At 72.8% G+C, this 26,746-nt stretch carries 24 protein-coding genes and 1 pseudogene; 13 read left to right on the top strand and 12 right to left on the bottom strand.

The window, feature by feature from the left end; translation table 11 throughout:
- Positions 1–97 precede the first annotated feature (97 nt).
- Complete coding sequence (locus I3F54_RS09875; protein WP_240118273.1) at positions 98–1,303, top strand: serine hydrolase; 1,206 nt, start codon at positions 98–100, stop codon at positions 1,301–1,303.
- A 24-nt stretch (positions 1,304–1,327) separates the two neighbouring features.
- Here I3F54_RS09875 and I3F54_RS09870 read toward each other — a convergent pair whose 3' ends face one another.
- A complete protein-coding gene (locus I3F54_RS09870) occupies positions 1,328–2,236 on the bottom strand; it encodes an AraC family transcriptional regulator (protein ID WP_240118272.1) in 909 nt (302 codons plus the stop codon).
- Between the two features lie 423 nt (positions 2,237–2,659).
- Between I3F54_RS09870 and I3F54_RS32500 the strand changes: the two genes are divergently transcribed.
- The 6 genes from I3F54_RS32500 to I3F54_RS09840 all read left to right on the top strand — a co-directional run bounded on the left by I3F54_RS32500 (position 2,660) and on the right by I3F54_RS09840 (position 9,678).
- Positions 2,660–3,061, top strand: a complete 402-nt coding sequence (locus tag I3F54_RS32500) for a hypothetical protein (RefSeq protein ID WP_374205881.1) — start codon at positions 2,660–2,662, stop codon at positions 3,059–3,061.
- Positions 3,058–4,620 carry a glucose-6-phosphate dehydrogenase gene (zwf, locus tag I3F54_RS09860; protein WP_240118271.1) on the top strand — a complete coding sequence of 521 codons (1,563 nt, stop codon included), beginning with the start codon at positions 3,058–3,060 and terminating at the stop codon, positions 4,618–4,620. The genes I3F54_RS32500 and zwf overlap by 4 nt, the downstream gene beginning before the upstream one ends.
- Positions 4,617–5,543, top strand: coding sequence for a glucose-6-phosphate dehydrogenase assembly protein OpcA (gene opcA, locus I3F54_RS09855; protein ID WP_240118270.1), 927 nt, complete (start codon positions 4,617–4,619; stop codon positions 5,541–5,543). The genes zwf and opcA overlap by 4 nt, the downstream gene beginning before the upstream one ends.
- Position 5,544: 1 nt before the next feature.
- Positions 5,545–7,227: a glucose-6-phosphate isomerase gene (pgi, locus tag I3F54_RS09850; RefSeq protein ID WP_240118269.1), complete on the top strand. Its 1,683-nt coding sequence runs from the start codon at positions 5,545–5,547 to the stop codon at positions 7,225–7,227.
- Between the two features lie 2 nt (positions 7,228–7,229).
- Entirely contained in the window at positions 7,230–8,108 is an 879-nt protein-coding gene (gene gnd, locus I3F54_RS09845; protein ID WP_240118268.1) for a phosphogluconate dehydrogenase (NAD(+)-dependent, decarboxylating), read from the top strand.
- A 106-nt stretch (positions 8,109–8,214) separates the two neighbouring features.
- Positions 8,215–9,678 (top strand): membrane-associated oxidoreductase, encoded by a 1,464-nt coding sequence (locus I3F54_RS09840; protein WP_240118267.1) that lies wholly within the window; start codon positions 8,215–8,217, stop codon positions 9,676–9,678.
- 235 nt (positions 9,679–9,913) lie between these two features.
- Here the strand turns inward: I3F54_RS09840 and ribA are convergent, their stop codons facing one another.
- Positions 9,914–10,588, bottom strand: coding sequence for a GTP cyclohydrolase II (gene ribA, locus I3F54_RS09835; protein WP_240118266.1), 675 nt, complete (start codon positions 10,586–10,588; stop codon positions 9,914–9,916).
- A gap of 111 nt (positions 10,589–10,699) precedes the next feature.
- Between ribA and I3F54_RS09830 the strand changes: the two genes are divergently transcribed.
- On the top strand, positions 10,700–11,479 hold the full coding sequence (locus I3F54_RS09830) for a creatininase family protein (RefSeq protein ID WP_308373313.1): 780 nt from the start codon (positions 10,700–10,702) through the stop codon (positions 11,477–11,479).
- Between the two features lie 116 nt (positions 11,480–11,595).
- Here the strand turns inward: I3F54_RS09830 and I3F54_RS09825 are convergent.
- The 5 genes and pseudogenes from I3F54_RS09825 to I3F54_RS09805 all read right to left on the bottom strand — a co-directional run.
- A pseudogene (locus I3F54_RS09825) lies at positions 11,596–12,498 on the bottom strand (lysylphosphatidylglycerol synthase transmembrane domain-containing protein); the annotation flags it as partial.
- The gene (locus I3F54_RS09820) at positions 12,495–13,568 is read right to left on the bottom strand and encodes a trans-aconitate methyltransferase (protein ID WP_240118265.1); all 1,074 of its coding nucleotides are present in this window, start codon (positions 13,566–13,568) and stop codon (positions 12,495–12,497) included. The gene I3F54_RS09820 and the pseudogene I3F54_RS09825, both read right to left, overlap by 4 nt.
- Positions 13,565–14,707, bottom strand: a complete 1,143-nt coding sequence (locus tag I3F54_RS09815; protein ID WP_240118328.1) for a glycosyltransferase family 4 protein — start codon at positions 14,705–14,707, stop codon at positions 13,565–13,567. The genes I3F54_RS09820 and I3F54_RS09815 overlap by 4 nt, the downstream gene beginning before the upstream one ends.
- An 83-nt stretch (positions 14,708–14,790) precedes the next feature.
- Positions 14,791–15,189: a 6-carboxytetrahydropterin synthase gene (locus I3F54_RS09810; RefSeq protein WP_240118264.1), complete on the bottom strand. Its 399-nt coding sequence runs from the start codon at positions 15,187–15,189 to the stop codon at positions 14,791–14,793.
- A 113-nt stretch (positions 15,190–15,302) separates the two neighbouring features.
- The gene (locus tag I3F54_RS09805) at positions 15,303–16,295 is read right to left on the bottom strand and encodes a zinc-binding alcohol dehydrogenase (RefSeq protein WP_240118263.1); all 993 of its coding nucleotides are present in this window, start codon (positions 16,293–16,295) and stop codon (positions 15,303–15,305) included.
- A 106-nt stretch (positions 16,296–16,401) separates the two neighbouring features.
- Here I3F54_RS09805 and I3F54_RS09800 point away from each other — a divergent pair, with 106 nt between their 5' ends.
- Positions 16,402–17,184: a CDP-alcohol phosphatidyltransferase family protein gene (locus I3F54_RS09800; RefSeq protein ID WP_240118262.1), complete on the top strand. Its 783-nt coding sequence runs from the start codon at positions 16,402–16,404 to the stop codon at positions 17,182–17,184.
- Positions 17,185–17,481: 297 nt separating this feature from the next.
- Here I3F54_RS09800 and I3F54_RS09795 read toward each other — a convergent pair whose 3' ends face one another.
- Complete coding sequence (locus I3F54_RS09795) at positions 17,482–17,688, bottom strand: DUF397 domain-containing protein (RefSeq protein ID WP_240118261.1); 207 nt, start codon at positions 17,686–17,688, stop codon at positions 17,482–17,484.
- Positions 17,685–18,545 (bottom strand): helix-turn-helix transcriptional regulator, encoded by an 861-nt coding sequence (locus tag I3F54_RS09790; RefSeq protein WP_240118260.1) that lies wholly within the window; start codon positions 18,543–18,545, stop codon positions 17,685–17,687. The genes I3F54_RS09795 and I3F54_RS09790 overlap by 4 nt, the downstream gene beginning before the upstream one ends.
- A gap of 115 nt (positions 18,546–18,660) precedes the next feature.
- On the opposite strand from I3F54_RS09790, the gene I3F54_RS09785 reads away from it, so the two are divergent.
- A complete protein-coding gene (locus I3F54_RS09785) occupies positions 18,661–19,200 on the top strand; it encodes an ATP-binding protein (RefSeq protein ID WP_240118259.1) in 540 nt (179 codons plus the stop codon).
- A 429-nt stretch (positions 19,201–19,629) separates the two neighbouring features.
- Here the strand turns inward: I3F54_RS09785 and I3F54_RS09780 are convergent, their stop codons facing one another.
- Positions 19,630–20,028, bottom strand: coding sequence for a hypothetical protein (locus tag I3F54_RS09780; RefSeq protein ID WP_205386781.1), 399 nt, complete (start codon positions 20,026–20,028; stop codon positions 19,630–19,632).
- A 672-nt stretch (positions 20,029–20,700) separates the two neighbouring features.
- Between I3F54_RS09780 and I3F54_RS09775 the strand changes: the two genes are divergently transcribed.
- From I3F54_RS09775 to I3F54_RS09765, 3 genes are all read left to right on the top strand, one after another.
- Positions 20,701–21,033 (top strand): hypothetical protein, encoded by a 333-nt coding sequence (locus I3F54_RS09775; RefSeq protein ID WP_240118258.1) that lies wholly within the window; start codon positions 20,701–20,703, stop codon positions 21,031–21,033.
- Positions 21,034–21,235: 202 nt separating this feature from the next.
- Positions 21,236–22,438: an alpha-hydroxy-acid oxidizing protein gene (locus tag I3F54_RS09770; RefSeq protein ID WP_240118257.1), complete on the top strand. Its 1,203-nt coding sequence runs from the start codon at positions 21,236–21,238 to the stop codon at positions 22,436–22,438.
- Positions 22,435–23,235, top strand: a complete 801-nt coding sequence (locus tag I3F54_RS09765; RefSeq protein WP_240118256.1) for a trans-aconitate 2-methyltransferase — start codon at positions 22,435–22,437, stop codon at positions 23,233–23,235. Before I3F54_RS09770 ends, I3F54_RS09765 begins: the two co-directional genes overlap by 4 nt.
- Before the next feature lie 518 nt (positions 23,236–23,753).
- Here the strand turns inward: I3F54_RS09765 and I3F54_RS09760 are convergent.
- Positions 23,754–25,097 carry an endonuclease domain-containing protein gene (locus tag I3F54_RS09760; RefSeq protein ID WP_240118255.1) on the bottom strand — a complete coding sequence of 448 codons (1,344 nt, stop codon included), beginning with the start codon at positions 25,095–25,097 and terminating at the stop codon, positions 23,754–23,756.
- 241 nt (positions 25,098–25,338) lie between these two features.
- Complete coding sequence (locus I3F54_RS09755; RefSeq protein WP_240118254.1) at positions 25,339–26,697, bottom strand: GH1 family beta-glucosidase; 1,359 nt, start codon at positions 26,695–26,697, stop codon at positions 25,339–25,341.
- Positions 26,698–26,746: the final 49 nt, after the last annotated feature.

Genomic DNA, 26,746 nt, shown 5'->3' with positions numbered 1-26,746 from the left:
CGTGCGGGCGCCCGTTCAGGCTGAACGTTTCGGCCGGACGGAGCCACCGACGGTGTCGCGTGGACCGGCCGGCGGGGGGAGGGCCGACAGTGCCCGCATGACGCGTACCCGCAGAATCTGGCTGTGTGCCGCCTCCGTCCTGGCGCTGACCCTGCCCACCGCGCCCGCCGTCTCCGCGCCGGCGCCTCACCGTCCCCCGCACACCTGCGGCCCCACGCCCGCAGCGTCGCACGACCTGGCCCGGAAGATCACCCGCGTCGTGCGGCAGGCCCGCAGGGAACTCGGCCTGAACGCCGTTCTGGCCAGTGCGACCGTGCACGGCCGTGAGGTCGTCACCACCGCCGCCGGCGAGTCGATGACGGGCGTGCCCGCGACCACCGCCATGCACTTCCGCGTCGGCGGGATCGCGATCGGCTATCTGAGCACGGTCCTGCTGCAACTCGCGGACGAGCACCGGGTGGACCTGGACGCACCGGTGGCCCGCTGGCTGCCCCGGCTGCCGCACGGCGACCGGATCACCCTGCGGATGCTCGCCGATTCCACGTCCGGCCTGTACGACTACGTGCCCGACGCCGATTTCCTCAGGGCCCTGCGGGACGATCCCTTCCGGCAGTGGACGCCCCGCGAGCTCGTCCGCATCTCCACGAGCAGGCCTCTGTGGTACGAGCCGGGCACCAACTGGAACTACTCCCACGCGAACTTCGTGCTCCTCGGCGCCGCCCTGGAGAAGATCACCGGCACGCCGCTGGACCGGCTGCTGCGGGAGCGCGTCCTGACCCCCCTGGGCCTTCGTGGGACCCGCAGCAGTACCACGCCCGGCATCCCGGGTCCGGTGCTGCACGCCTTCACCGACGAGCGCGGCCGCTACGAGGAGTCCACGTTCTGGAACCCCTCCTGGACGATCGCTCCGGGCGCGGTGATGACGTCGACCGTCTGCGACGTGGTCCGCTCGGCGCGGGCCATCGGCTCGGGTGAGCTGATCTCGCGTCAGGCCCTGCGGACGCTCCGCGACCCGGGCACCGTCGGCATCGGCGGTCCGACCGCCACCTGCCCGGCGACGGTGTGCCGGGCGCAGACGGAGGAGGCCCACTTCGGCCTCGGCATGGTCGTCCGCGACGGATGGATCTTCCAGAACCCGCGGTTCTCCGGCTACGGAGCCGTCATGGCCTACCTGCCCGAGGAGGACCTGGCGATCGCGGTCGCGGCGACCGACGGGCCCTCCGCCGCCGCGGGCAACACCGCGGAGCCGGTCGCCTCCCGGATCGCCGCGCTCCTCGCCCCGGACCACCCCCTGTTCGGCTGAGGTCCGTGCACCGCCGTCCGTGCGCTACCGCAGTTCCGCCCGGAACCGCGCCGGCGTCAGGTCGGTGCGCTGGTGGAAGAACTTGGAGAAGTTCGCCGCGTCGGGGAAGCCGACGGCGGCTCCGACACGGCCGATCGGCAGGTCGGTGTGGGCGAGGAGGCGCTTGGCCTCCAGGACGACACGCCGGTCGATGAAGCCCTTGGGGGTCTGGCCGGTGGCGGCGCGGACCGCGCGGACCAGGGTACGGCGGGAGTAGCCGAGGGCGTCGGCGTAGGCGCTGACGGTGTGGTTGGTGGCGAAGTCCTGCTCCACGGCGTCCCGGAAGAGGGTGAAGGCGGTGTCGGCCTGGTGCCGGTCCGCCTCCCCCGAGGTTGCGGCGAGGTGCGCCAGGCGCAGCAGGAACGCCGTCAGCGCGTGCCGCAGGACGGCCGTGTACAGGGCCGGCGGCAGGGTGGCGGTGGTGGCGGCGTCCTCGTACTCGCCCCGCAACCGGGTCAGGGCCGCCCGGAGTGCCACGAGCCGGACCGGATCGGGCCGCAGCAGCGGGGGCAGGTCGTAGCGGTACAGGCCGGTGGCCTCCACGGTGGCGCGGGGCAGGAAGCCGGGCTGCATGGTCAGGACGGTTCCGCGGTACGCGCTGCGCCCGGAGAAGCGGTGGACCTGGCCCGGACGGATCCACAGCACGTCACCCGCTGCCGCCTCGTACTCGGCGAAGTCGACCATGTGGCGCACGGGTCCGGCGTCGAAGAAGAGCACGACGTGGAAGTCGATGCGGTGCACGCGCTGCAGGGCGGCGTCCGCGGGCCAGGTGCGGCCGGCGCCCATCGGGCCGATGTGCAGGCCGGCACCGCCGACGTTCGGGTCGACCGGGAAGGGGAGTGTTCTGATCGCCCCCTCGCCGCCGGCTCCCGCAGCAATGGATCTGTCCGCCATGTCCTTCTCGTACCGCCCGGCTCCCGCTCTCGGTGTCCCACTTTCACCACAGACTGGCACACCCCGACCTTCCGGCAAAAAAGTCAGACTTTTAAGTTTGAACGCGTCAGACCAGCGAGATCGCTTCCACCGAGGACTTCTTGAAGATGAGCACGCAGCCCCGCGGCAGGTGTGGCGTGCGCCGCACGCGACCGGTGTGCCGCCCGTCCCACGGACGCCCCGGCGGCCGGTGGGGGTCAGTGGACCGGGAACGGGCATCCGGATGCGGCGCCGCGTCCGGCCCCGCCCGTGGATGCGCCCCTTCAGAAGGTGATGCGAAACGCCCGGCCGCGGGCCGAGCCCCCGGGAACGTCGCCACCGCAGCCCGGGAGTCACCGGCTGCCGCGCATGGTTGATCCGATCGCCAGAAAGAAGATGATCATTGTGACCGAAGCAACCGCCACCGCGGGGGCCTCCGAACGCCTCCGGGACGAGGGCGTGTCGATCTGGCCGGACGACCTGTCACGTGAGCGGATCTCCTCCGGCGATCTCGCCGGACCCGTCGGAACCGGGAGCGTCGTCGACGTCACCGCCGGCCCGTCCGTCTTCCGGGCCGCCATCGGCTCCACGGTGTGGGGGTCCCGCTCGGCCGGCGGGGCGGAGCGCGGGGGAGGCCACCCGGCGTGGTTCGCCGACCTGGCGGCCGTGGAGCGGCTCGGGCTCCCCCACGACGAGGTCGTGCGGCAACTGGAGGAGGAGGGCGTACGGAAGTCCGAGGCGGCCTGGCCGGAGCTGCTGGACGCCGCGGCGAAGGCACGGGACGACGAGGGGGTGGACGCGGAATGACCGCGGCCCCGCTGACGGAGCCGACGACTCCGGCCGACGGCTGGAGGAACCCGCTGCGCGATCCGCGCGACCGCCGGCTGCCGCGCGTCGCCGGCCCCTCGGGTCTGGTCGTCTTCGGCGTGACCGGTGATCTGTCCCGCAAGAAGCTGATGCCGGCCGTGTACGACCTCGCCAACCGGGGTCTGCTGCCGCCGGGCTTCTCCCTGGTCGGCTTCGCCCGGCGCGACTGGGAGGACCAGGACTTCGCCCAGGTCGTGCACGACGCCGTCAAGGAGCACGCGCGCACCCCGTTCCGCGAGGAGGTGTGGCAGCAGTTGTCGGAGGGGATGCGGTTCATCCCCGGCGACTTCGACGACGACACCGCGTTCGCGCAGCTGCGCGACACCGTCGAGGACCTGGACCGGGCCCGGGGCACCAGCGGCAACTACGCCTTCTACCTGTCCGTGCCGCCGAGGTTCTTCCCGAACGTGGTCCAGCAGCTGAAGAAGCACGGCCTGGCGGATGCGCCGGCCGGCTCCTGGCGGCGCGCGGTGATCGAGAAGCCGTTCGGCCGCGACCTGGCCAGCGCCCGCGAGCTGAACGGGATCGTCCACGAGGTGTTCGCCCCCGACCAGGTGTTCCGCATCGACCACTACCTCGGCAAGGAGACCGTCCAGAACATCCTGGCACTGCGGTTCGCCAACCAGATGTTCGAGCCGATCTGGAACCGGTCGTACGTGGACCATGTGCAGATCACCATGGCCGAGGACATCGGCATCGGCGGCCGGGCCGGCTACTACGACGGCATCGGCTCGGCCCGTGACGTCATCCAGAACCACCTGTTGCAGCTGATGGCGCTGACCGCGATGGAGGAGCCCTCCTCCTTCGACGCGGAGTCGCTGCTCACCGAGAAGCTGAAGGTGCTGAAGTCGGTGAAGCTGCCGGAGGACCTCGGCCGGCACACCGTGCGCGGTCAGTACGGGCCCGCCTGGCAGGGCGGTGTCAGGGTACGCGGCTACCTGGGGGAGGACGGCACCGACCCGGGCTCCGCCACCGACACCTACGCCGCGATCAAGCTCGGCATCGACAACCGCCGCTGGGCGGGCGTCCCGTTCTACCTGCGCACCGGCAAGCGGCTCGGCCGCCGGGTCACCGAGATCGCGGTGGTCTTCCAGCGGGCGCCGCACTCCCCCTTCGACACCACGGCGACGGAGGAGCTGGGCCAGAACGCGATCGTCATCCGCGTCCAGCCCGACGAGGGCGTCACGGTCCGGTTCGGCTCCAAGGTGCCCGGCACCTCGATGGAGATCCGGGACGTGTCGATGGACTTCGCCTACGGCGAGTCGTTCACCGAGTCCAGCCCGGAGGCGTACGAGCGCCTCATCCTGGACGTGCTCCTCGGCGACGCCAACCTGTTCCCCCGTCACCAGGAAGTGGAAGAGTCCTGGAAGATCCTCGACCCGATCGAGGGGTACTGGGCGGCGCACGGCAGGCCCCCGGCGTACCCGTCGGGCAGCTGGGGACCGAAGGAAGCGGACGAGATGCTCGCACGAGACGGACGGAGCTGGCGCAGGCCATGAGGATCGACCTGACCGACACCACGGCAAGCAAGATCAACAAGGCGCTGGTGCAGGGGCGGCGCGCGCTCGGCACCCCGGCCGTGGGCATGGTCCTGACGATGGTGATCGTCACGGACGAGGAGAACGCCTACGACGCGATCAGGGCGTCCGAGGAGGCGTCGCACGAGCACCCCTCGCGCACGCTCGTCGTCATCAGGCGGCAGGCCCGCACCCCCCGCGACCGCACCCGGTCCAAGCTGGACGCCGAGGTGCGGGTGGGCGCGGACGCGGGCACCGGCGAGACGGTCGTGCTGCGGCTGTACGGCGAGGTGTCCGAGCACGCCGACTCCGTCGTCCTGCCGCTGCTGCTGCCGGACGCCCCGGTGGTGGTGTGGTGGCCGGTGGACGCCCCGCAGAACCCGGCGAAGGACCCGCTCGGGGCGCTGGCCCAGCGGCGCATCACCGACCTGTACGCCGTGGAGAACCCGCTGGAGGTCCTGGAGATGCGGGTCCGCTCCTACGCGCCGGGCGACACCGACCTGGCCTGGACGCGGCTGACGCCGTGGCGTTCGATGCTGGCCGCCGCCCTGGACCAGGCCCGCACCAGGGTGACCTGGGCCGCGGTCGAGGCGGAGGCGGACAACCCGGCCGCCGAGTTGCTGGCCCGCTGGCTGGGGGCCCGGCTGGAGGTGACCGTGGACCGGGTGGTCACCGCCGGTCCGGTCGTCACCGCCGTGCGGCTGGGCACCGGGGACGGCGAGATCGTCATCGACCGTCCCGAGGGCCCGCTGGCCACCCTGAGCCTTCCCGGGCAGCCCCCGCGTTCGCTGGCGCTGAAGGTCCGCGCCACCTCCGAACTCATCGCCGAGGAACTGCGTCGGCTCGACGCCGACGAGATGTACGCCGTCGCACTGCGCGGCAAGGGCACCAAGGAGAACGTCTGACATGACCGAGACCCCCCAGCTGACGCGGCGTCCCGAGTGGACGGCCCTGGAGGACCACCGCGCCGAGTGGCACGCCCACCTGCGCGGGCTGTTCGCCGCGGACCCCGGCCGCGCCGAGCGGTACGTCGTCACCGTCGGTGACCTGCGCATCGACTACTCCAAGCACCTCGTCACCGACGAGACACTCGCCCTGCTCCAGGAACTGGCCGCCGCGACCGACGTGTTCGCCCTGCGCGACGCCATGTTCCGCGGCGAGAAGATCAACGTCACCGAGGGGCGGGCCGTGCTGCACACCGCGCTGCGCGCCCCCCGCGACGCGGTGGTCGAGGTCGACGGCGAGAACGTGGTACCCCATGTGCACGCCGTGCTGGACCGCATGAGCGCCTTCGCCCGGCGGGTCCGCTCCGGGGAGTGGACCGGCCACACCGGCAGGCGCATCAGGAACGTCGTCAACATCGGCATCGGCGGCTCCGACCTCGGCCCCGCGATGGCCTACGAGGCGCTGCGCGCCTTCACCGACCGGGACCTGACGGTGCGTTTCGTCTCCAACGTGGACGGCGCCGACCTGCACGAGGCGGTGCACGACCTGGACCCGGCCGAGACGCTGTTCATCGTCGCGTCCAAGACCTTCACGACGATCGAGACGATCACCAATGCCACCTCGGCACGGGCCTGGCTGCTGGAGGGACTCGGCGACGGGGACGCCTCGGGGACGGGCGACGCCGGCGGCGCCGTGGAGAAGGCGGTGGCCAGGCATTTCGTGGCACTGTCGACGAACACGGAGAAGGTCACCGCGTTCGGCATCGACGTCGACAACATGTTCGAGTTCTGGGACTGGGTCGGCGGCCGGTACTCCTACGACTCCGCGATCGGCCTGTCGCTGATGATCGCCATCGGCCCCGACGCGTTCCGGGAGATGCTCGACGGCTTCCACACCGTCGACGAGCACTTCAGGACCGCTCCCGCCGAGGCCAACGCTCCCCTCCTGATGGGCCTGCTGGGCGTCTGGTACGACAACTTCTTCGACGCCCAGTCGCACGCCGTCCTCCCCTACAGCCACTACCTGTCGAAGTTCACCGCCTACCTCCAGCAGCTGGACATGGAGTCCAACGGCAAGTCGGTGCAGCGCGACGGCGAGCCGGTGGAGTGGCAGACCGGACCGGTGGTGTGGGGCACGCCCGGCACCAACGGGCAGCACGCCTACTACCAGCTCATCCACCAGGGCACCAAGCTCATCCCCGCCGACCTGATCGGCTTCGCCCGCCCGGTCGCCGAGCTGGGCGACCGCCTCAGGGCCCAGCACGACCTGCTGATGGCCAACCTCTTCGCCCAGGGCCAGGCGCTCGCCTTCGGCAAGACCGCACAGGAGGTGCGCGCCGAGGGCGTGCCCGAGGAGCAGGTCCCGCACCGCACCTTCAAGGGCAACCACCCCACCACCACCGTCCTCGCGCGCGAGCTGACCCCGTCGGTACTCGGCCAGCTGGTCGCCCTCTACGAACACAAGGTGTTCGTGCAGGGCGCGGTCTGGAACATCGACTCCTTCGACCAGTGGGGCGTGGAGCTCGGCAAGGTCCTCGCCAAGCGGGTGGAGCCCGCCCTCACCGAGGGCGCCGACGTCCCCGGCCTCGACCCGTCCACCGCCGCCCTCGTCGCGGCCTACCGCGACCTCAAGGAAGTGAAGTAGCCATGCAGCTCGGTCTCATCGGTCTCGGCAGGATGGGCGGCAACATGCGCGAGCGGATCCGCCGCGCCGGCCACACCGTCGTCGGCTACGACCGCGACCCCGGCGTCTCCGACGTCGCGAGCCTCGCCGAACTGGTCCAGCAGCTCCAGGCGCCGCGCGCGATCTGGGTGATGGTCCCGGCCGGCGCCGCCACGCAGTCCGTCATCGACGAGCTGAGGGACCTCCTCTCCCCCGGCGACCTCGTGGTGGACGGCGGCAACTCCCGCTGGACGGACGACGAGAAGCACGCCGTGGAACTCGGCATCAGGGGCATCGGCTTCGTCGACGCCGGTGTCTCCGGAGGTGTGTGGGGCCTGGAGAACGGCTACGCCCTGATGGTCGGCGGCGACCGGGAGAACGTGGAGAGGCTCCACCCGGTCTTCGAGGCGCTCAAGCCGGAAGGCCCCTACGGGTTCGTCCACGCCGGCAAGGTCGGTGCGGGCCACTTCTCCAAGATGGTCCACAACGGCATCGAGTACGCCATGATGCAGGCCTACGCCGAGGGCTGGGAGCTGCTGGAGAAGGTCCCGTCCGTGGAGAACGTCCGGGAGGTCTTCCGGTCCTGGCAGGAGGGCACCGTCATCCGCTCCTGGCTGCTCGACCTCGCGGTCGGGGCCCTCGACGACGACGAGCACCTGGACAAGCTGCGCGGCTACGCCGAGGACTCCGGCGAGGGCCGCTGGACGGTCGAGGCGGCCGTCCACAACGCCGTCCCGCTCCCGGCCATCACCGCCTCCCTCTTCGCCCGCTTCGCCTCCCGCCAGGACGACTCACCGCAGATGAAGATGATCGCCGCGCTGCGCAACCAGTTCGGCGGCCACGCCGTGGAGTCGACGAAGTAGTCCCGGAGCAGTGGCGGGTCCTTGGCCCGGCACCCCGGTCCCACATCAACACCCGTCCAGCAAAAGCCCGTTGACATGAGCGTCCGGCCGGGTCAGAGTCCCGACGATGGAGATCGGTGATCTGACCCCGGCCGAGCGGCGGGTGCGGGACGCCTTCGCGACAGGCGTCCACCTGGACTTCCGCCCGTCCCCCGACGACCGCGCCGCCGACGGAGCGGGCTGGGGGGCGGAACGGACCGTGCGCGCCCACGTGCTGCGGGCGCTGCTGCTCGACGGCCCGCGGCAGGACGGCGAGATACCGGCACTGAACGTGGCGGGCGCCAGGATCACCGGCCGGCTCGACCTCCAGTACGCCGCGATCGACCACCCGGTGCGGCTGCGGCACTGCCACTTCGCCGAGGCGCCGCGCTGCTACGCGGCCCGGCTGCGCGAACTGAACCTGAGCGAGTCCGTCCTGCCGGGGCTCGTCGCACACGCCGTGCACGTCGACGGCGTCCTGCGGCTGACCCGCACCCGGTGCACGGGCACCGTACGGCTCGGCGGGGCCCGGATCAGCGGCAGTCTGTACCTGGAGGGCGCCGAGGTGTCCGCGCCCGACGGCGACGATCCGGTGCTCCAGCTCAACCAGGCCGCGATCGGCGCCGACCTCTGGGCGCCCGGCCTGCACGTCCGGGGGCAGGCACGGCTCAACGGTGCCGGCATCGCCGGGACGGTCAACCTCAACGAGGCCCGGCTCCACCACGCCGGCCGTGCCGCGTTCGACGCCGAGACCCTCTCCGCCGGCGGTCATGTGCTGCTCCGCGGTGCCGAGGTGCTCGGCTGGGCGGGGCTGCGCGGCGCCCGGATCCCGGGGCGGCTCGACCTGTCGTACGCCCGCCTGTCCAACCCCGGCGGTCCCATGCTGCGGGCGAGCAGCTCGACGATCGGCGAGCTGTGGCTGCGCAAGGGCCCGCCCATGGAGGGCAGCCTCAACCTGCGCCGCGCCCAGATCGAACGGCTGGTGATCGAGCCGGAGTCGATGCCGGGCGAGGTGATGCTGGCCGACCTCACCTACACCTCCCTCACCCCGCACGAACCGGCCGAGCGGCGCCTGCCCATGCTGACGCGGGACCGCAACGGCTACGTCCCGCACGCCTATCAGCAGCTCACAGCCGCCTACCGCCGCATCGGCGACGACCACGCGGCGCGGCTCGTGCAACTGGCCAAGCAGCGACGGCACCGCAGGACGCTGCCCTGGTACGGCCGGCTGTGGGGCCTCGTCCAGGACGTCGCCGTCGGCTACGGCTTCCGCCCGCTGCGCGCGGCCGGCTGGCTGCTGTCCCTGCTGGCGATCGGCTCCGTCGCCTTCGCCCTGCACCATCCGCACCCCTTGAAGGCGGACGAGGCACCACCCTTCGACCCGGTCTTCTACACCCTGGACCTGCTGCTGCCGGTGATCTCCTTCGGGCAGGAGGCGGCCTTCGCACCGGCCGGCTGGTACCAGACGCTGTCGTACGTGCTGGTCGTCACGGGCTGGATCCTGGCCACGACGGTCCTCGCGGGCGTGACCCGCTCGGTCAGCCGCCAGTGAACCCGGCACCGGCTGGCGGCTGACCGAGCGGGTCACGGAGGGCGCTGGCTCCGCCCGGCCTTCGCGCCCCGCGAGTGCACGTGGGCGGTCGTGATGCCTCCGGAGCCGGGACCGGGACGGCGTGGTCACGCGTCCGGCACCCGCCGTCCGGCGTCCGGGCCGGTCCCGGCAGCTGATGGCTCACATCGGCGATCTTCCCCCCGGTGGGCAGGGGAGCGGCTGGTGCACGCGGCGGTCACCGGCCGAGCTGGCCCACGGCGTCCAGGTGGGGCAGGTGGTGGTCGAGCCTCTCCCGCTTGGTCCGCAGGTAGGTGATGTTGCTCTCGCACGGCGGGATCAGCAGCGGCACCTGCTCGGTGACCCGGACGCCGTGCCGTATCAACGCCTCCCGCTTGCGCGGGTTGTTGGACATCAACCGCACCGACCGCACGCCCATGTCACGCAGGATGCCCGCGGCGGCCCCGTAGTCGCGGGCGTCCACCGGCAGTCCCAGGGCGAGGTTGGCCTCGACGGTGTCCAGGCCGTCCGCCTGCAGGGCCATCGCGCGCAGCTTGGCGAGCAGGCCGATGCCCCGACCCTCGTGCCCTCTGAGGTAGACGACGACGCCGCTGCCCTCGGCGACCACCGCGCGCAGCGCCGCGGCCAGCTGGTCCCCGCACTCGCAGTGCTGGGAGCCGAAGGCGTCGCCGGTCAGGCACTCCGAGTGCAGCCGGGTCAGGACGTTCTCCGCGCCCGGCTCGCCGTACACGAGGGCCACCTGCTCGTCGCCGGTGTCGCGGTCCAGGTAGCCGACCGCCCGGAACTCGCCGTACACCGTGGGCAGCGGGGCGGTCACGACGTGTTCCACTCCGATGCGGGCCGGCGACTTGGTTCCGAGGAGGCCGAGGGGCGCGGGGCTGTTTTCTGTCATGATCTGGTTCCTAAGCATTCCCAGGCAGTCCGACCGGAGAGGTCGGGCTGAACGGACTGAGCCGGCTGAGCGAGCCGAGCGAAGCGGGCAGAGGCGAAAGGCCATGAGGCGATGGACGGTTCGGGCAGGCACACGGCGGCACACGGTCTGGTGCCGGCGGACACCGCGGAAGACGTACGGGCACGGGCGGCGGACGTCTCAGCACAGGTCGCCGTCCTTCCCGTCGGCAGCTACGAGCAGCACGGCCCGTACCTTCCGCTGGCGACCGACACGCTCGTCGCCTGTGCCGTCGCGCGCGAGATCGCGGCAGCGCACCCGGTGCACCTCCTTCCTCCGCTGACGGTCTCCTGCTCGCACGAGCACGCGGCCTGGCCGGGGACCGTGAGCATCTCCTCCGTCACGCTGCACGCCGTGGTCCGCGACATCGCGGACTCCCTGCGCCGCTCCGGCGTCCAGGCGCTGGTGCTGGTCAACGGACACGGCGGCAACTACGTGCTGGGCCATGTCGTACAGGAGTCCGCCGCCCGTGGGGAGAGGCTTGCGCTGTTCCCGGCCGCCGAGGACTGGGAGACGGCGCGCGAGCGGGCCGGGGTGGCCACGTCGCTGCTCACCGACATGCACGCGGGGGAGATCGAGACGTCGATCCTGCTGCACACTCATCCGGAATGGGTCCGCCCTGGATACGAGTCCGCCGATCACACCGCGGACGACCGCCGTCATCTGCTCACCGCCGGCATGTCCGCCTACACCGACTCGGGGGTCATCGGCCGTCCCTCCCTGGGCTCGGCGGACAAGGGGAAGGCACTGCTGGCGAGCCTGGCGGACTCCTTCGGCCCGTACCTGTCCCTGCTCGCCTCCGACGTCGCCCCCGGAGCGCCGGACCGTCCCTGACGGCCGCCGGACGGGGCCGTCCGCCGGCGCACGAGGAGGACGAACGCGCCCGGCAGTGCGGCCGCGAGACTGAGCGCCCCGTAGACGACCGCGGTCGCCAGGCCGGTGCCCGCGCCGAGGCCCGCCGCGCCGAAGGCCCAGGCGGTGACGCCCTCGCGCGGCCCGAAGCCGCCGATGTTGAGCGGCAGGCCCATGGCGATCAGGGCGAGGACCGCGAGCGGCAGCAGCGCGAGCAGCCCGGCGTCGGTCCCGGCGACCCGGGCCGCGACGAGAAACGTCGCCACGTGCCCGGCGAGGACCACGACGGAGGACACGGCGACCCGGGGGCCGCTCGGCCGCGACAGCAGCCCCCGGCGCGCCTCGGCCAGCGCTGCCCGAAGGGTCCGGGCCCGCCGCGAGGCGGACGCACGGTGCGGGGTGCGGCTCATCCGCACGGCCAGCACCACGGCCAGCGCACCGACCGCCCCCAGGGCGGCGAGCGGGAGCACATGGCGTACGTGGGCGCGGACCGGGGAGTCGACGACGAGCAGGACGGCCGAGCCGGCCGCGGCGAGGGCCACTTGGCCGGCGGTGCGTTCCAGGACCACCGCCCGGACGCCCCGGCCGAGGTCGCCCGCGCTCTGTCCGTGCCGCACGGCCCGGTGCACGTCGCCGAGGACGCCGCCGGGCAGGGCGGCGTTCAGGAACAGGGCCCGGTAGTAGTCGGCGACGGCGGTGCCCAGCGGCAGCCGGATGCGCAGCGCGCGGGCGACCACGGCCCAGCGCCAGGCACTCCCCACGGTGGTGATCGCGCCGATGCCGAGCGCCGCGAGCAGCGCGGGCGCGTCGATCCGCCGCAGCCCGTCCAGGAACGCGCCGGTGCCCAGCCGCCACAGCAGGATGCCGAGCAGGGCCGCGCCTGCGAGGGTGCCGAGGTGCCGGCGCAGGGCGGGGCGGGCCGGGGCGGCCGCGCGGGGCGGCGTGCGGAACAGGGTCTCCGCGGCGGGCAGCGCCGGTGCGGGCGCCTGTGCCGTACTCACGGGGTGCCTCCACCCGTGCGGGACAGCGCGAGCAGGTCGCTGTGGTGGACGGTGACGTGCAACTCGCCAGCCTCCAACTGCTCCAGGCGGTACGTCAGGTAGGTCTGTGCGTACTCGCGCAGCTTCGGCCGCTGTTCGGCGGCGGCACCGACCCAGCCGCGCAGCCACTGCGCGGTCAGTGCGGCGTCGCCGGGACCGAGACGCCAGGGGCTGGGGCGGACGTGGACGGGCGCGCCATGCTCGGCGAAGGCCTCGCAGGCGGCGGTGACGGCGTCGGGGCCGAGGAGGCCGCTTCGGCGCTGATGGTCGTTGAAGGCGGCGGTGATCTCCGCGTCCAGCGGATCGGCCGGGGTGAGATCGACGCGTCCGGCCACCGACAGGGTGAGCAGCGCGGGGCAGCCGGCACCGGCGCAGGCCGCGGCGAGCGCGCCCACCTCCTCGTGGGTGAGGACGTCCAGCAGGGCGGAGGCGGTCACCAGACCGGCTCCGTCCAGGGCGTCCGGGGTGAGCCGGGCGACGTCGCCGCGGCGGGTCTCGACGGTGACGCGGCTGCCGTCGGCGGCGGCCTGCGGGGAGGCCACGGCGGCGAAGTGCAGCAGGTAGGGGTCACGGTCGTGGAGCACCCAGTGCTGGGCGCCGTCCAGGCGGGGGGCGAGCCAGCGCCCCATCGAGCCGGTGCCGCAGCCCAGGTCGTGCACGACCAGACCACCGGTCCCGCCCGGCGCGCCGGAGGGCCTGTTCCGCAGCGGATCGAGCAGTTCGACGGCGCGCGCGGCGGCGTCGGCGCTCTCCCTCAGCTCCAGCCACTCGGGCGCGTACCGGGGCGCTTCCTCGGTCGTGCTCCCGTCCTCGCGCAGCCGCACGGTGGCCCGTTCTCCGGGGCGGACCACGGGCCCGGCCCCGGCGATCACGTCGTCGTGGCCACGCGGCGCCGGGGCCGCCGACCCGTCCTGCGGGACCGCGCCGGGCGCCCCGGACGGGGGTCCCGCCGGGTCCGCCCCGCGGGGCGACTGCGCCGGTCCGGGCTGGGTGGGCAGGGCTTCGCCCGGCACGGTCGTCGGCCTGCTCATGCCGCCCTCCTCGGTTCCTCCGGGAGCCGGCCCAGGACGCCGGCCAGGCTCTGCGCGGTCGCGGCCCACCCGCCGAGCGCGGCGCGCCGGGCGCGGGCGGCGGACTTCAGCCGGCGGCGTACGTCCGCCTCGCCGAACCAGCCGCGCAGTTCGGCGGCGAGGGCGGCGGGGTCCTCCGGCGGGACGAGGATGCCGGGCACACCGCCGTCGGGTGCGCGGCCGACCGCCTCCGGTACCCCGCCGACGTCGGTGGCCAGCACCGGGATGCCGCGGGCGAGAGCCTCGGTGACCGCCATGCCGTAGGTCTCGGCGTAGGAGGCGAGGACCATCAGGTCGGCGGTGGCGTAGCTGGTGTCGAGCGCGGCGCCGGCCTGCGGTCCCGCGAGGTGGACGCGGTCCACCAGACCGTGCGACGCGATGAGGCCGCGCACCTCGGCGACGTACTCCGGGTCGTGGTTGAGGCCGCCGACGCACACGCAGCTCCACGGCAGGTCGGTCACCGCCGCGAGGGCGTTCACCAGGCGGTGCTGGCCCTTGCGCGGTGTGACGGCGGCGACGCACAGCAGACGGGAGACGCCGTCGGTGCCGGCGGCCAGCGGGGCGATGTCGGCGCCGGGAGCGGCGACGTGCACCCGCTCGGGTGCCAGGCCGTGGTGGGAGACGAGGCGGCGGACGGCCCAGTCGCTGGTGGCGACCACCGCGGGCACCGCCCGCAGCACCTCACGCTCCCGCGCGTCCAGTGCGGCCGCGGTCTGCGGGGCGAGGCCGGTCTCGTCGCCGAGCGGGAGGTGCACGAGGACGGCGAGCCGCAGCCGCTGCGCCTCGGGCACGACGACCTCGGGCACGCCGCAGGCGACCAGTCCGTCCAGCAGGACGACGGCGCCGTCCGGCAGCGCGCCGAGGACGCGGCCGAGTTCCGCGCGGGCGGCCGGGCCGGGGTCGGGCCAGTCGCCGTCCACCAGGTGCTGCGCGACGCGCCAGCCGAAGCCGGGCAGGTCGAGGCAGATCCGGCGGTCGTAGGCGTTGCCACCGCTCGGTGTGGCCGGGTCGGCGACGCCGCCCGGCATCACGAAGTGCACCAGGCGCAGCGACATGGGCACGATGTCGGCCCGGGCGAGCGCCGGGTGCTGGGCGGGGATGTGGCCGAGCCGGTTCCGGGCCCGCTGGTCCGCGGCCGGGTCGGTGACGGGCGCGTGGGTCGTGTGGGTGATGGTCGTGTGGGTCACAGCGCACGCTCGTAACTCGCCCACGCGACGTGCGACTCGTGGAGTGTGACGGCGATGCCGGCGATGCCCCGGGCGCCCTCGCCCAGTGCCCCCTTGTGGATGCGTTCGGCGAGCCGGTCCGCGATGACGCGGGCAAGGAACTCGGTGGAGGTGTTGACGCCGGCGAAGTCGGGCTCGTTGTCGAGGTTCCGGTAGTTCAACTCGCCTACGACAGCGCCGAGTTCGCGGGTGGCCAGTCCGATGTCGACGACGATGTTGTCGTCGTCCAGCTGCTCGCGCCGGAAGGTGGCGTCCACCAGGAACGTCGCTCCGTGCAGTCGCTGCGCGGGACCGAAGACCTCGCCGCGGAAGCTGTGGGCGACCATGATGTGATCGCGGACGGTGACACTGAACAACGGACGACCCTCCAGGTGCGGTGCGTCGGACCCCGGCCGGCGGTGGCCGGGGATGCCGTGTAGTACGGCTCCTGGCTTCCCCGCGTTCAGTGCCGTCTCACCCTTTTCTCAGGTCAGGCGCTTCGGCCGGCCTCTTCGTAGCGGATGCGGTGGCACAGCGCCGGGATCGCGCCCGAGGCCAGTTTCGGCATGACGGCGGGCAGTTCCCCGAACGCGGACTCCCCGGTGACGAGCGCGTCGAAGACGGGGTCGGCGAGCAGGCCGAGGGCGAGGGCGAGCCGGTCGGCGTAGGTGCGGGTGCCGGAGCGGGCCGGGGAGACCGTACCGACCTGGCTGCTGCGGACGGTCAGCCGCCGCGAGTGGAAGGCCTCGCCGAGCGGCAGGCTCACCCGCCGGTCGCCGTACCAGCTCAGTTCCAGGACGGTGCCCTCGGCGCGGAGCAGTTCCAGGGAGCGGGCGAGACCGGCCTCGGTGGCGCTGGCGTGGACGACGAGGTCGCAGCCGCCGCGGGCCTCCTCGGGTACGGCGAAGCCGACGCCGAGAGCTTCGGCGGTCGCGGCGCGACCCGGGTCGGCGTCCACGAGCTGGACGTCGACACCCGGGAAGCGGGCGGCGAGCGCGGCGACGGAGCAGCCGATCATGCCACCGCCGACGACCGCGATCCGGTCCCCCACCAGCGGCGGGGCGTCCCACAGCGCGTTCACGGCGGTCTCCACGGTCCCCGCGAGCACCGCCCGCTCGGCGGGCACCGCCTCCGGCACGACGGTCAGGGCACTCACGGGCACCACGTACCGCGTCTGATGCGGGTACAGACAGAAGACGGTGCGTCCGGCCAGGTCGTCGGGGCCCTCCTGCACCACGCCGACGTTGAGGTAGCCGTACTTGACCGGCGCGGGGAAGTCGCCTTCCTGGAACGGGGCCCGCATCACCGCGTGCTGGCTCGCCGGGACGCCGCCGCGGAAGACCAGCGTCTCCGTGCCGCGGCTCACCCCGGACCACAGGGAGCGGACCACGGCCTCGCCCTCGGCCGGCTCCGGAAGCACGACGTCGCGGATCTCGCCGTGCCCCGGTGAACGGAGCCAGAAGGCGCGGGCGGACCGGTTCATCGGATTCCTCCTGAACGATCGGGAATCAGTTCGCGTAAGCAGAAGTACCAGGCCGCGCACAGTACGCGGCGTTGATCGACTCTGTCACTCGGCCGGAGGGTGTGCGGTGGCCCTGAACAACCTTTACGACGCGAGGCCGGTCCAGCAGGAGACCGCCGTGGGAGCGGGGGTGCAACTCCTGCTGCTGGCCCTGCTCGGCACGGCGATCGGCATGGGCCCGGCGGGCTGGCTGACCGGCCTGGCCTTCGCCCTCGCCAGCTGGGCGGTCCTCTCCCGCGCCCTGCACCGCTCCGGCCTGGCCTCCTTCGGCCCCGCCAACCGTGTCACCCTGGGCCGCGCCACGCTGGTGGGCGGGGTGACGGCGCTGGTGGCCGACTCCTTCGAGAGCACTCCGCCGGTCGCGCTGCTGGTCGCCCTGACCGCGGTGGCGCTGCTGCTGGACGGCGTCGACGGCAAGGTGGCGCGCCGCACCGGCACCTCCAGCGCGCTGGGCGCCCGCTTCGACATGGAGGTCGACGCGTTCCTGATCCTGGTGCTCAGTGTCTACGTCGCCATGCAACTGGGCCCCTGGGTCCTGCTGATCGGCGCGATGCGCTACGTCTTCGTCGCCGCGGCCCGGGCGTGGCCGTGGCTCAACGCCCCGCTTCCGCCGAGCACGGCCCGCAAGACGGTCGCCGCGCTGCAGGGGATCTGCCTGCTGGTCGCGGGGTCGGAGCTGCTGCCGGCGACGGTCAACACCGGTGTGGTGCTGCTGGCGCTGGGCTCGCTGGTGTGGTCCTTCGGCCGGGACGTTTTGTGGCTGTGGGACCGGCAGCGGGGCATCCGGGCGGCCGGCGCGGAGGAGCCGTCGCTGCGGGCCGAGGAGACGCGGCAACTGGTGGCGCGGTGACGAGGCGCAGGTACGGGTCTCCGCCCTCGCCGACGGCGCGGAGGACTCCGGGGGCGTCGTCGACGGCATGCCCGGCGAGAGCGAGACGGATCACGTGACCACCGTCGAGACGCCCGGCAAACGGTACTTCGGTCCGGAGCCGGTCCTCAGGCCGACTCTCGACCGCAGCGCCCGCCGCGCACACCTCGGGGCCCGGCGGATGGTCCGCAGCAGGGAGCGGTGGGAGCACGTCCGACGACATCGGGGCCCGGCGCGGCACATGCGTCGGGCCCCGAGGTGTGCCTCGCGGGTGTGGGTTCAGCGCCCGGCGGCCATCCGGACGAACCCGGCCCACGCCGCGGCCCCGAAGACCAGCCGGTCCCCTGCCCGCCGCTTCGAGTCCCGGACGAGGACCGTCTCGCGAGCCGCGGCGACCTCGACGCACTCGCCCCCATTGCCTGTGCTGTAGCTGCTCTTGATCCACGCGGCCTCGGGCACAGCCGTCTTGCTGTGCTGCACGCTCATGTCTCTCCCATCAGTTTCTCAATGGACGCCATCGATTCACTGGGTGACAGCGCCTGTGACCGGAGGATGCCATAGCGCGCTTCAAGCGTGCGCACGTAGCCCGCATCGGTGTAGAGGCGGCTGTGGTCCTGTACTTCCGCGTACGCGACGCGCTGTCCCCTGTGGGTGTCGATCAACGTGAAGGGCCCGCCAAGTGCGGCGTTGTCCTCGCGCGCGATCGGCATCACCTGCACCTCCACGTTCCTAGACTGAGCCGTGAGAAGGATTTGTTCCAGGGTCTCGCGCATGACGGTCAGACCCCCGATGGGCCTCCTCAGTACGGCCTCCTCGATCACGAAACTCAGCAAGGGGGCCGGTCGTCGGCAGTAGATCTCCTGGCGCACCATCCGCGCTTCAAGCCGCTGTTCGATCACCTCGTCGTCGAGCAGAGGCCGCTGCATCTGGAAGACGGCTCGCGCGTACCCCTCCGTCTGCAGCAGGCCCGGTACGGCATAGACGGCGTAGAGGTTCAGAGCCGTGGCATTGGCTTCCAACCGGGCCATATCGCGGAAGAAGGCAGGGTATTGGGCCCTTCCCACCTCTTCCTTCAAGGCCGTGAGCACTCCCCCGGCCTCCAGCACCTCGTCCGCCCGCTCGATGAAACGGGCCTGGGGGATGCGTCTCCCCTGTTCGATGGAGGCCACCGTCTCCGCCGAGTAGCCCATCCGCCGGCCGAACTCCACCCGGTCCAGCCCCGCCCGCAACCGCAGCAGCTTCAGTTGCCGCCCGAAGGCCGTCACGACGCCCGTTCCCGGTTCGTCCTCCGGCCCGCGTGAGTGTTGCTGCTGCTCCGCCGTCTCCTCGTCCCGCACGGTCACCGCTCGCCGCCTTCCACGTACCGCCTCGTACCGGGGCCGCGCCGTCACGGACGAGGGCCCCCCGTCGGCGCGTCACCCCTGGTCACGCTACGCCACCAACGGCGACGGTGAGTGCATGACCGCAACACAATCACCCCTGACGACACACCACTTCGCGATGTGCTTCACCTCGACGCCGCGCGGAGCCCGCCTGGCACGGCGGCTGTGCGGGCACCGGCTCGCCGCGTGGGGCGTTCCGTACGGCGGCCGCGCGCACGACACGATCACCCTGGTCGTGGCCGAGTTGTGCGCGAACGCGGTGCGGCACGGACATGTGGCCGGACGGGACTTCCACGTCCTGATGTCCGGGGACCCGGACACGGCCACCGTGCGGATCGAGGTCAGCGACACCCGCGGCGAGCTCCTTCCCCACGTGCCGCTCGTCCCGCCCGCCCCTCCGGCCGTGCGGCCGGGCCTCCCGGACGGCGGGCGCGGGCTGCTGCTGGTGCAGGTACTGGCGGATCGGTGGGGCTGCTGCCCGCGCAGTACGGGCGGTCCGGGCAAGACGGTATGGGCGGAGTGCGCCGCCCCGGGCATGGAGACGCCCGGCTCCCCCTCCTGGCGGAGTCCGGCGCGCGAGGGAGGCGGGGAAGACCACGGCGTGGGAGAGCGGTGAACCCTCGACGGACGGCCCGCGGACCGGGTTCACCGAACTCCCGGCCCGGGGCGCCGATGCGCCCGGCCGGCCCCCGCGACCGTGCGACATGGCGGTGACGCTCCCGAGATCCGGGCGCCCACGCGGAGCCGGACGACGTCACCAGCCCGGCTGGCAACAGGCGTGCAGGACCACGCCGGGTGCGCGGCGGATCCCCTTGTGGCCGCCGCGCACCCGCGCGGATGACGTCGTCCGCGGTGAAGCAGACCGACGGGGCGCTGACGCCGGCCCGCAACGGGCCGACGTCGGGAAACCCGCCGTGGGCTCCGCCCGGGGTGTCACCGAGCGCCGACCCGAGTCATCCCGCGGCCCCGGGGCCGCCGCGCAGGAGCCGCCCCCGGTGGTCCTTCCCTTGCGACGGGGAGGCGAACTCCCCGTCGCGCGCCGGACTCACAGGCCCGCGCGCGCCAGCAGCACGGGCAGTGCCTCCGGCTTCACCTTCTGCACGGAACGCACTTGACCCAGCATCAGTTCCTCCCGGCCCACGGGCGTCCGGTACAGCCTCTTCGTGGCCTCGGTCAGCAGGGTCGCGGCGACGACGTGGGAGACGTCGGGGTCCTCGGTCTCCTCCCAGGGCTCCTCGTCGATCCGGGCCACCGCGGCGACCGCCGCCTCCGGGTGGCTGAAGAAGAACCACAGGCGGTCGCCCGGGCTCATGCGGTAGCGGCGGCTGAGCCAGAACTCCAGCTCCGGTTCCTCCTCGGCCAGCCGGCGTATCGTCTCCTTGCCGGACGGCTCCCCGTCCAGCGTGTCCTTGTTCGGGTTGAGGATGTAGATCCAGTCCGCCACTGCGTTTTCGCCCCTCGGTCACGGCACTCGGCCCATGAGTGAGCCGGACACGCACGGCACGGGCGGCAGTCTCCTGCCCTCGGGAGTTCACTCCCCCGACACCCCGTCGCCGGCCGTTCGCGTCGCCACGCGCGTCCGCCTCCTGCACGATGATCGCATGCACGGAGGGGTGGGTGTGAGGCCGGAGACGGCAGTGGGTGTTCACCGATCGTTGAGCGTCTTGAGCCCTCACACCCCGATGGTGACGCCTCGGCACCCGGGGCGAAGCTCGTTGTCGATGAACTGATCGGCCTCGCCCGGCAGAGTGTCGTTGGTGAGGAACAGCCACACCCTCACGTCACGGTGTTCCTGACTCGGACGACCCGACGCCGAACGGAGATCCGGGCGCCCCGCCTGGACCGCGCGTTGAAGAAGGCAGCCCACCACCCGTCCCCTGCGCGCTCTGCTCGCCCTGACGACCCTGGAAGTCAACCGCCGGCAGGGGACCCTCTTCTGGCCGGCTACCAGGAGTTGCTCACCCGCTCGGTTGCCGCAGGACGGATCGGCCCACAAGGGCGGTGTCAAGGTCTCGATTTCGCCTGCGGCCGAAAAATGCCGCCTGTCGTCGGCCGTGCGCTGTGTGTAGCTTTTTGGCGTCATGCCGCACTTGGAGGGGAATCGACGATGCCTGCGGTGAATCCGGAAGTGGGTTACTCGTACGGGCTGAAGAACAAGCGCACGGGCCTTTGCCTGACCAGCGCCGACTTCAGCGCGAGCACCTGCGCAACGATCTCCCCGTCCGTCGCCGGCGGGCAGGGGCGGCTGGCCCGGACCTGGAACGTGCCGAGCCTGGACAACGGCGAGTACCCGATCGAGCAGAAGGTCGGCGGGAGCCGTCCTGACCGCGGACAACTACTCCAGCGGCACGGTGCGGGTCAACCTCGACAACCCGTGGAACACCGCGAACGTCGCCGTCCGTCGAACCAGGACACGGTCGACAGCGTCTACGCTCCCGCCACCGGCTGACGGCCGCAGCGTCGAACTGACCGGCGGCACCCCCGCAGCAGGGGCCGCCCGCCTGCCACCGCCCGGTCGCCGGTCCCGGCAGGGTTCGACGCGGTGAACAGGCTGCTCCGGCACGGGGCGGTGTCCGCAGAACACGACAGGCCAGGCCCGTCCGCCGCACTCGTCGGCCGACGGGGTGCATTTCATCCACAGGAGTACCCGATTGCCGTACGCAGGTGGCTACCAGAGCCAGGTCTTCGCCGCAGGCGGAAGCCCTTTCCCCTTCACCGCTCAGGGGCTGGAGGACGCGGCCCGCGAGGCGCTGCCGCGTCCCCGGTTCGACTACATCGCGGGGGGTGCCGGACAGGAGCGGACGGTGGCGGCCAATGAGGACGCCTTCGCGCGCTGGGGCCTGAACTACCGCGTCCTGCGCGACGGGACGGCCGGCGATCCCTCCTGCACGGTCCTGGGGACCCCCATGGCTGTGCCGGTGATGCTGGCCCCGGCCGGAGTGGCTGATCTGGCCCATCCCGAGGCCGAATCGGCGGCGGCCCGGGCCGCTGCCGACGTGGGGGTCGTGCAGGTGCTGTCGTCGGCGACCTCGACCTCGCTGGAGGAGGTCGCCGAAGCCGCCCCCGGGGGACGAAGGTGGTTCCAGTTCGCCTGGCCCGACGACGAGAAGCTGGCCCGCTCGCTCATCGGGCGGGCGGAGAACGCCGGGTACTCCGCCGTCGTCCTCCAGGGGGACTGCCACGTCGCGGGCTGGCGCACTCGCGAACTCGACTCCGGGTTCTTCCCGTTCCGGCACGGTCACGGAATCGGGAACTACCTCTCCGATCCCCGCTTTTGCGAACTGGCGGGAACGGGCACCCCGCCTGCCCGGGGCGCCGCCCCGGACCCGGCGGACGTGCAAGCCGCCGCAGCCGCCTGGAACCGCCTCTACACCCGACCCGCGCTCCGTCCCGCGGACCTCGCTCTCCTGCGGTCCTGGACCGACCTGCCCGTGGTCGTGAAGGGGGTCTGCCGACCGGACGAGGCCGTACTCCTGGTCGACGAGGGTGTCGACGGGCTCATCGTCTCCAACCACGGTGGCCGCCAGCTCGACAGCGGAGTGGCGGCGCTCGACTGCCTGCCCGGCGTGGCCGGGGCCGTCGCCGGCCGGGTGCCCGTCCTGTTCGACTCCGGCGTCCGCACCGGGACCGATGTCCTGATCGCCCTCGCGCTCGGGGCGAGTGCCGTCATGATCGGCCGACCCTGGCTCTACGGCCTCGCTGTCGGAGGCCGGGACGGCGTCGCGCACGTCCTGCGCTGCTTGGAGGCCGAGTTCACCGGCGCCCTCACCCTCACCGGACACCGTCGTCCCGGCACCCTCTCGCCCGCCGACCTCACCCCCGCCAGTTCCCACCGACCCCGGAGTGCCCGATGACCACCCGCACTGAACGCTACGGCGACCAGATCTTCAGCCACACCGGCGCGGACGAGAGGGCCCGGCTCTCCGCCCTGGCCGACGTCCTGGACCCGGTATCCGTCGACGCCCTGGCCGCGCCCGCCTCCGGCCCTGTGCGGCGCTGTCTGGAACTCGCCGCGGGCACCGGCAGCGTGGCCCTTCGGATGCTCGACCTCTTCCCCTCCGCCCACGTGACGGCGACCGAACTCGACCTCCGCTTCCTCGAAGAGATACGTGGGGACCGCCTGGACGTCCTGCGCCACGACATCACCACCGACGAGTTCCCCGACGGCTCCTTCGACGTGATCCACGTCCGCTACCTCCTGCACCACCTGCCCACCCGTGCGGAGGTCTTCGCCCGGATCGTCCGCTGGCTCGCTCCCGGCGGCCGGCTGGTCATCGAGGAGCCCGCACTGTTCTCCCTGGAAGCCGCACGAGACGAGACCTACCGGAGGGTCTCCCTGGGCGCCCTGCAGGTCCTGACCGACCGCCTCGGCACCGACTGCACCCGCTGGGGCCTCGACCTGCCCCACACCGCCGCCGCCCACGGCCTCACGGACGTCAGCCTGCGCACCACCGTGCCGACCGTCGCCCACAACACCCCCATGGGCCGCTTCTGGCGCCTCACCCTGGACCATCTCGGCCCGGGCATCGCCGAGCTCCCCGGCGTCCTGCCCGGTGACGTCCCTGCCGTCCTCGACCGACTCTCGCGGCCCGGGCCCGTCGAGATGGGCATGGCGACGGTCACCGTCACAGCGACCAAACCCGCGTTCTGACAACGGGCCGCGAACCGAATCCCCCACGAAGGGTCGTTTGGAGGCTGGAAGCCCTTGTTCTGGAAGCACGAGAGGGTTCCTTCACTCCCTCGTGATCACGTCGGGCGATGCGTCCGCTCCCCGATGCGATGGGGAAGAGAATGCGTGAAGCCCGACCCGAGTGTCATGCACGGCCTGCCTGCGTGGCTTGAGGAGACCATCATCCCGGTCGAGGAGATTGAGCACTTCGGGCGGCAGTTGCAGGAGATGGGAGCTCGATAGCAGCTCTTGAACCGCCCGGGGCCCGTATCCCGCGGGGCAGGGCGCTGAATCGTGGCGGGGTCCTGGTGGCGTCGACCACCACCGCGCGCAGGCGATCGCCGGCCTCGGCGCGAGGGTGTCCGACCGCCACGAGGGGTGCTTGAGCCGGTCGATGAGACCGAGCGGCTCCCGGGTGGGGGGATGGCGTGCGGTGACGCTCATGGCGCAGAACGCGGCTGCGGGGATGCCCCCGAGGTGTCAGTTCTCCCGGTGTCCGCTCAGAACAGTGCCAGGTCCTCGCCGCTGGTGTCGGCGATGACCGGCCGGGACTGGGCGGGGAGGCCGTCCAAGCGGTCAGGACCCGCGGCGGCGGCCACGGCGGGGGCCGTCTCGGCCAGCCAGATGTGAAACCGCTCGGTGGCTTCGCGATAAGGGACTTGCGCCAGGACTCGGTGTTCGCCGGAGGGGCAGAAGTCGACAGCGACAGTGAGCAGGCAGGAACGGGGCGCGTTCTGACTGCCCGTCCAGGACACGCGCAGGATTCCGCAGGGTTTGCGCCCGCGGGGGGCGCGGTGGGTGGGGCGCAGCGATCGGCAGGCTGTGTGGGCGGTCCATGCGGCGAGGTGCGGTAGGGGCAGGGTGGTACGTGCGCGGCAGCCGGGGCAGCGGTGCCAGTGGCGAAGCCAGTCGTCGGCGTCGGTGTCGAAGAGGTGTGTGTAGCGGTTCGCCACGCGGATGTCGTTGCCGTACAGGTGGTCGGGGCGCTCCTGCGTGTTGCAGGACTGGCAGAGGGGGGCGCGGACGTAGCCGTGTTCGTGGCAGTGGTCGAGTACGGTGGCGGGCGCGGTGCGGCAGACGGCGCACGCCCAGCCGGCCACTCTGCGGGAGGTGCCGGGCTTCCGGCTGAGCACCGAGTACAGCTGGCCTTCCAGCTCTTTGCCGTACGGGCGCAGTGAGGCGGTGGGGTCCTCACGGCTCGTCGTCTGCCGACCGTCGGTGTCCCGGGCCTGCCGGGGGCGGGAGGGCGGCTCGGTGGCGGCTGCGCCTGCCTGGCGGGTCGGTGCGGCGTGCACCCACTGCTTCTCGGTGTGCTCGGCGAAGTCGAGCAGCCTGACCACGGCGCGCGGCAGCCACCACGTCCGCTGCGTCCCGTCCCGGGCCTGCTCCACGAGTATCCGACGCCAGTCGATCCCCGCCAGGTGGTACGCCCGGCCGTCCGCACATCGTGCTGCCCCCTCGGGACCGTCCGGCTCGCCCAGTTCCCGGGTGATGCGCTGGCGCCAGCGCAGCGGCGGTTCCTTGTTGACCTCCTGCTTCGGCGCCCCTCGGAACGGACCGATGCGGACCAGGTCCCGCCGGTCCATCCCCACCGCGTTCAGTTGCGCGGCCGCCCGGCGCACCTCAGCCTCGGGAACACCCCACCGACCGCCGCTCGTCCTTGCCGTCGCCACCGGATGGCCGCCGAGCAGGACGTACCCCGCCCCGGCATGGGCCGGAGAGCGGGTGAGTGCTCCAGGCGCCGTCGGCACGGCACTGTCGGCCGTCAGATCGACCCACAGAGCGTCCGCGGCACCCAGGGTGATCAGGCCGTCCGTACGACCGGGCATGACACGCTCTGACATACCGACAGGCTATCGGCCCCCGACGCGGCAACCAGGGCGGCAGGCGCCGGAGGCATCGCGGTGTGCGCCGCCGTCAGCCTCGTCATCGGCACGATCGCCGGGCGGTCCTCGGTCAGGGCCGCCGTACGGTGGCGCGCCACCGATGGCTGAGCGCCTCAAGCGTGTGGCCCCCCGTCACGCGGGGCGGGCCCGAGGCGGTGGGCGTGGGCTCCCGCACCCGTGCCCACCGCCCGGCACCGGGTCAGGCCGCCTCGGCGGCCCGCTTCCGGTGGCTGCGGATGATGTCCGCGTAGCGGTGTCCGGAGTCCTTGATCGTGCGGGCCTGTGTGGCGTAGTCGACGTGGACCAGGCCGAAGCGCTTGTCGTAGCCGTACGCCCACTCGAAGTTGTCCAGCAGGGACCAGGCGAAGTAGCCGCCCAGCGGGGCGCCGCGGCGGGCGGCGCGGGCGCACGCCGCGAGGTGCCGGACCAGGTACTCCTGGCGTGCCGGGTCGTCGACCGTGCCGTCGGGCCGTACGACGTCCGGATAGGCGGAGCCGTTCTCCGTGACGTACAGGCGCCGCGCGCCGTACTCCTCCGTCAGGCGCAGCAGCAGCGTCTCGATGCCGCTCGCGTCGACCTCCCAGTCCATGCCGGTGCGCGGGACGCCGGCGCGGCGGACGGCGCGGGCGTGCGGGACCGGGCCGGCGGGGTCGTCGGCGACGGTGGCCGGGAAGTAGTAGTTCAGGCCGAGCCAGTCCAGGGGGGCGGCGATCACGGACAGGTCGCCGGGGTGCTCGGGCAGCTCGACGCCGTACACCTCGCGCATGTCGTCCGGGAAGCCGCGGCCGTGCACCGGGTCCAGCCACCAGCGGTTGGTGTGGCCGTCCATACGGCGGGCCGCGGCGACGTCCTCGGCGCGGTCGGTCGCCGGGTGGACGGTGGAGAGGTTGTTGACGATGCCGACCCGTGCCCGCGGGGACACGGCGCGGATCGCGGCGGTGGCGAGTCCGTGGCCGAGCAGCAGGTGGTACGACGCCCGGACGGCGGCGGTCAGGTCGGTCAGGCCCGGCGCCATCAGGCCCTCCAGGTGGCCGATCCAGGCCGAGCAGAGGGGTTCGTTCAGGGTGGTCCAGTGGGTGACGCGGTCGCCGAGGCGTTCGGCGACCACCGCGGCGTACGCGGCGAAGTGCTCGGCCGTGGCGCGCTCGGGCCAGCCGCCGCGGTCCTGCAGCGTCTGCGGCAGGTCCCAGTGGTAGAGGGTGACGGACGGGGTGATGCCGGACGCCAGCAGGCCGTCGACGAGCCGGTCGTAGAAGTCCAGGCCCTTGCCGTTCACCGGACCGTCGCCGCCCGGCAGCACGCGCGGCCAGGCGACCGACAGGCGGTAGGCGTTGGTTCCCAGACGGCGCATCAGGTCGATGTCCTCGCGCCAGCGGTGGTAGTGGTCGCAGGCGATGTCGCCGTGGTCGCCGTTGTCGGTGCTGCCGGGGGTGTGCGAGAAGGTGTCCCAGATCGACGGCGAGCGGCCGTCCTCCGCCACGGCCCCCTCGATCTGGTACGCCGATGTGGCCGTGCCCCACAGGAAGTCGTGCGGGAGTGCGGCGAGGTCGATGGTCACGGAGGGCCTTTCGGAGGGCGAGGGGGGCAGGTGGGACGTGCGGGGCGGG

This window comes from Streptomyces sp. MUM 2J (genome assembly GCF_022414535.1).
Classification (GTDB): domain Bacteria; phylum Actinomycetota; class Actinomycetes; order Streptomycetales; family Streptomycetaceae; genus Streptomyces.
Note: the sequence above shows the minus strand (reverse complement) of the source record. Positions and strands in the feature narration are given on the sequence as shown.

Coding starts and splice junctions, on each gene's coding strand:
- I3F54_RS09875 (WP_240118273.1), top strand. CDS start 98: ATGACGCGTACCCGCAGAATCTGGCTGTGTGCCGCCTCCGTCCTGGCG.
- I3F54_RS09870 (WP_240118272.1), bottom strand. CDS start 2,236: ATGGCGGACAGATCCATTGCTGCGGGAGCCGGCGGCGAGGGGGCGATC.
- zwf (WP_240118271.1), top strand. CDS start 3,058: ATGACCGCGGCCCCGCTGACGGAGCCGACGACTCCGGCCGACGGCTGG.
- opcA (WP_240118270.1), top strand. CDS start 4,617: ATGAGGATCGACCTGACCGACACCACGGCAAGCAAGATCAACAAGGCG.
- pgi (WP_240118269.1), top strand. CDS start 5,545: ATGACCGAGACCCCCCAGCTGACGCGGCGTCCCGAGTGGACGGCCCTG.
- gnd (WP_240118268.1), top strand. CDS start 7,230: ATGCAGCTCGGTCTCATCGGTCTCGGCAGGATGGGCGGCAACATGCGC.
- I3F54_RS09840 (WP_240118267.1), top strand. CDS start 8,215: ATGGAGATCGGTGATCTGACCCCGGCCGAGCGGCGGGTGCGGGACGCC.
- ribA (WP_240118266.1), bottom strand. CDS start 10,588: ATGACAGAAAACAGCCCCGCGCCCCTCGGCCTCCTCGGAACCAAGTCG.
- I3F54_RS09830 (WP_308373313.1), top strand. CDS start 10,700: ATGGACGGTTCGGGCAGGCACACGGCGGCACACGGTCTGGTGCCGGCG.
- I3F54_RS09820 (WP_240118265.1), bottom strand. CDS start 13,568: ATGAGCAGGCCGACGACCGTGCCGGGCGAAGCCCTGCCCACCCAGCCC.
- I3F54_RS09805 (WP_240118263.1), bottom strand. CDS start 16,295: ATGAACCGGTCCGCCCGCGCCTTCTGGCTCCGTTCACCGGGGCACGGC.
- I3F54_RS09795 (WP_240118261.1), bottom strand. CDS start 17,688: ATGAGCGTGCAGCACAGCAAGACGGCTGTGCCCGAGGCCGCGTGGATC.
- I3F54_RS09785 (WP_240118259.1), top strand. CDS start 18,661: ATGACCGCAACACAATCACCCCTGACGACACACCACTTCGCGATGTGC.
- I3F54_RS09765 (WP_240118256.1), top strand. CDS start 22,435: ATGACCACCCGCACTGAACGCTACGGCGACCAGATCTTCAGCCACACC.
- I3F54_RS09760 (WP_240118255.1), bottom strand. CDS start 25,097: ATGTCAGAGCGTGTCATGCCCGGTCGTACGGACGGCCTGATCACCCTG.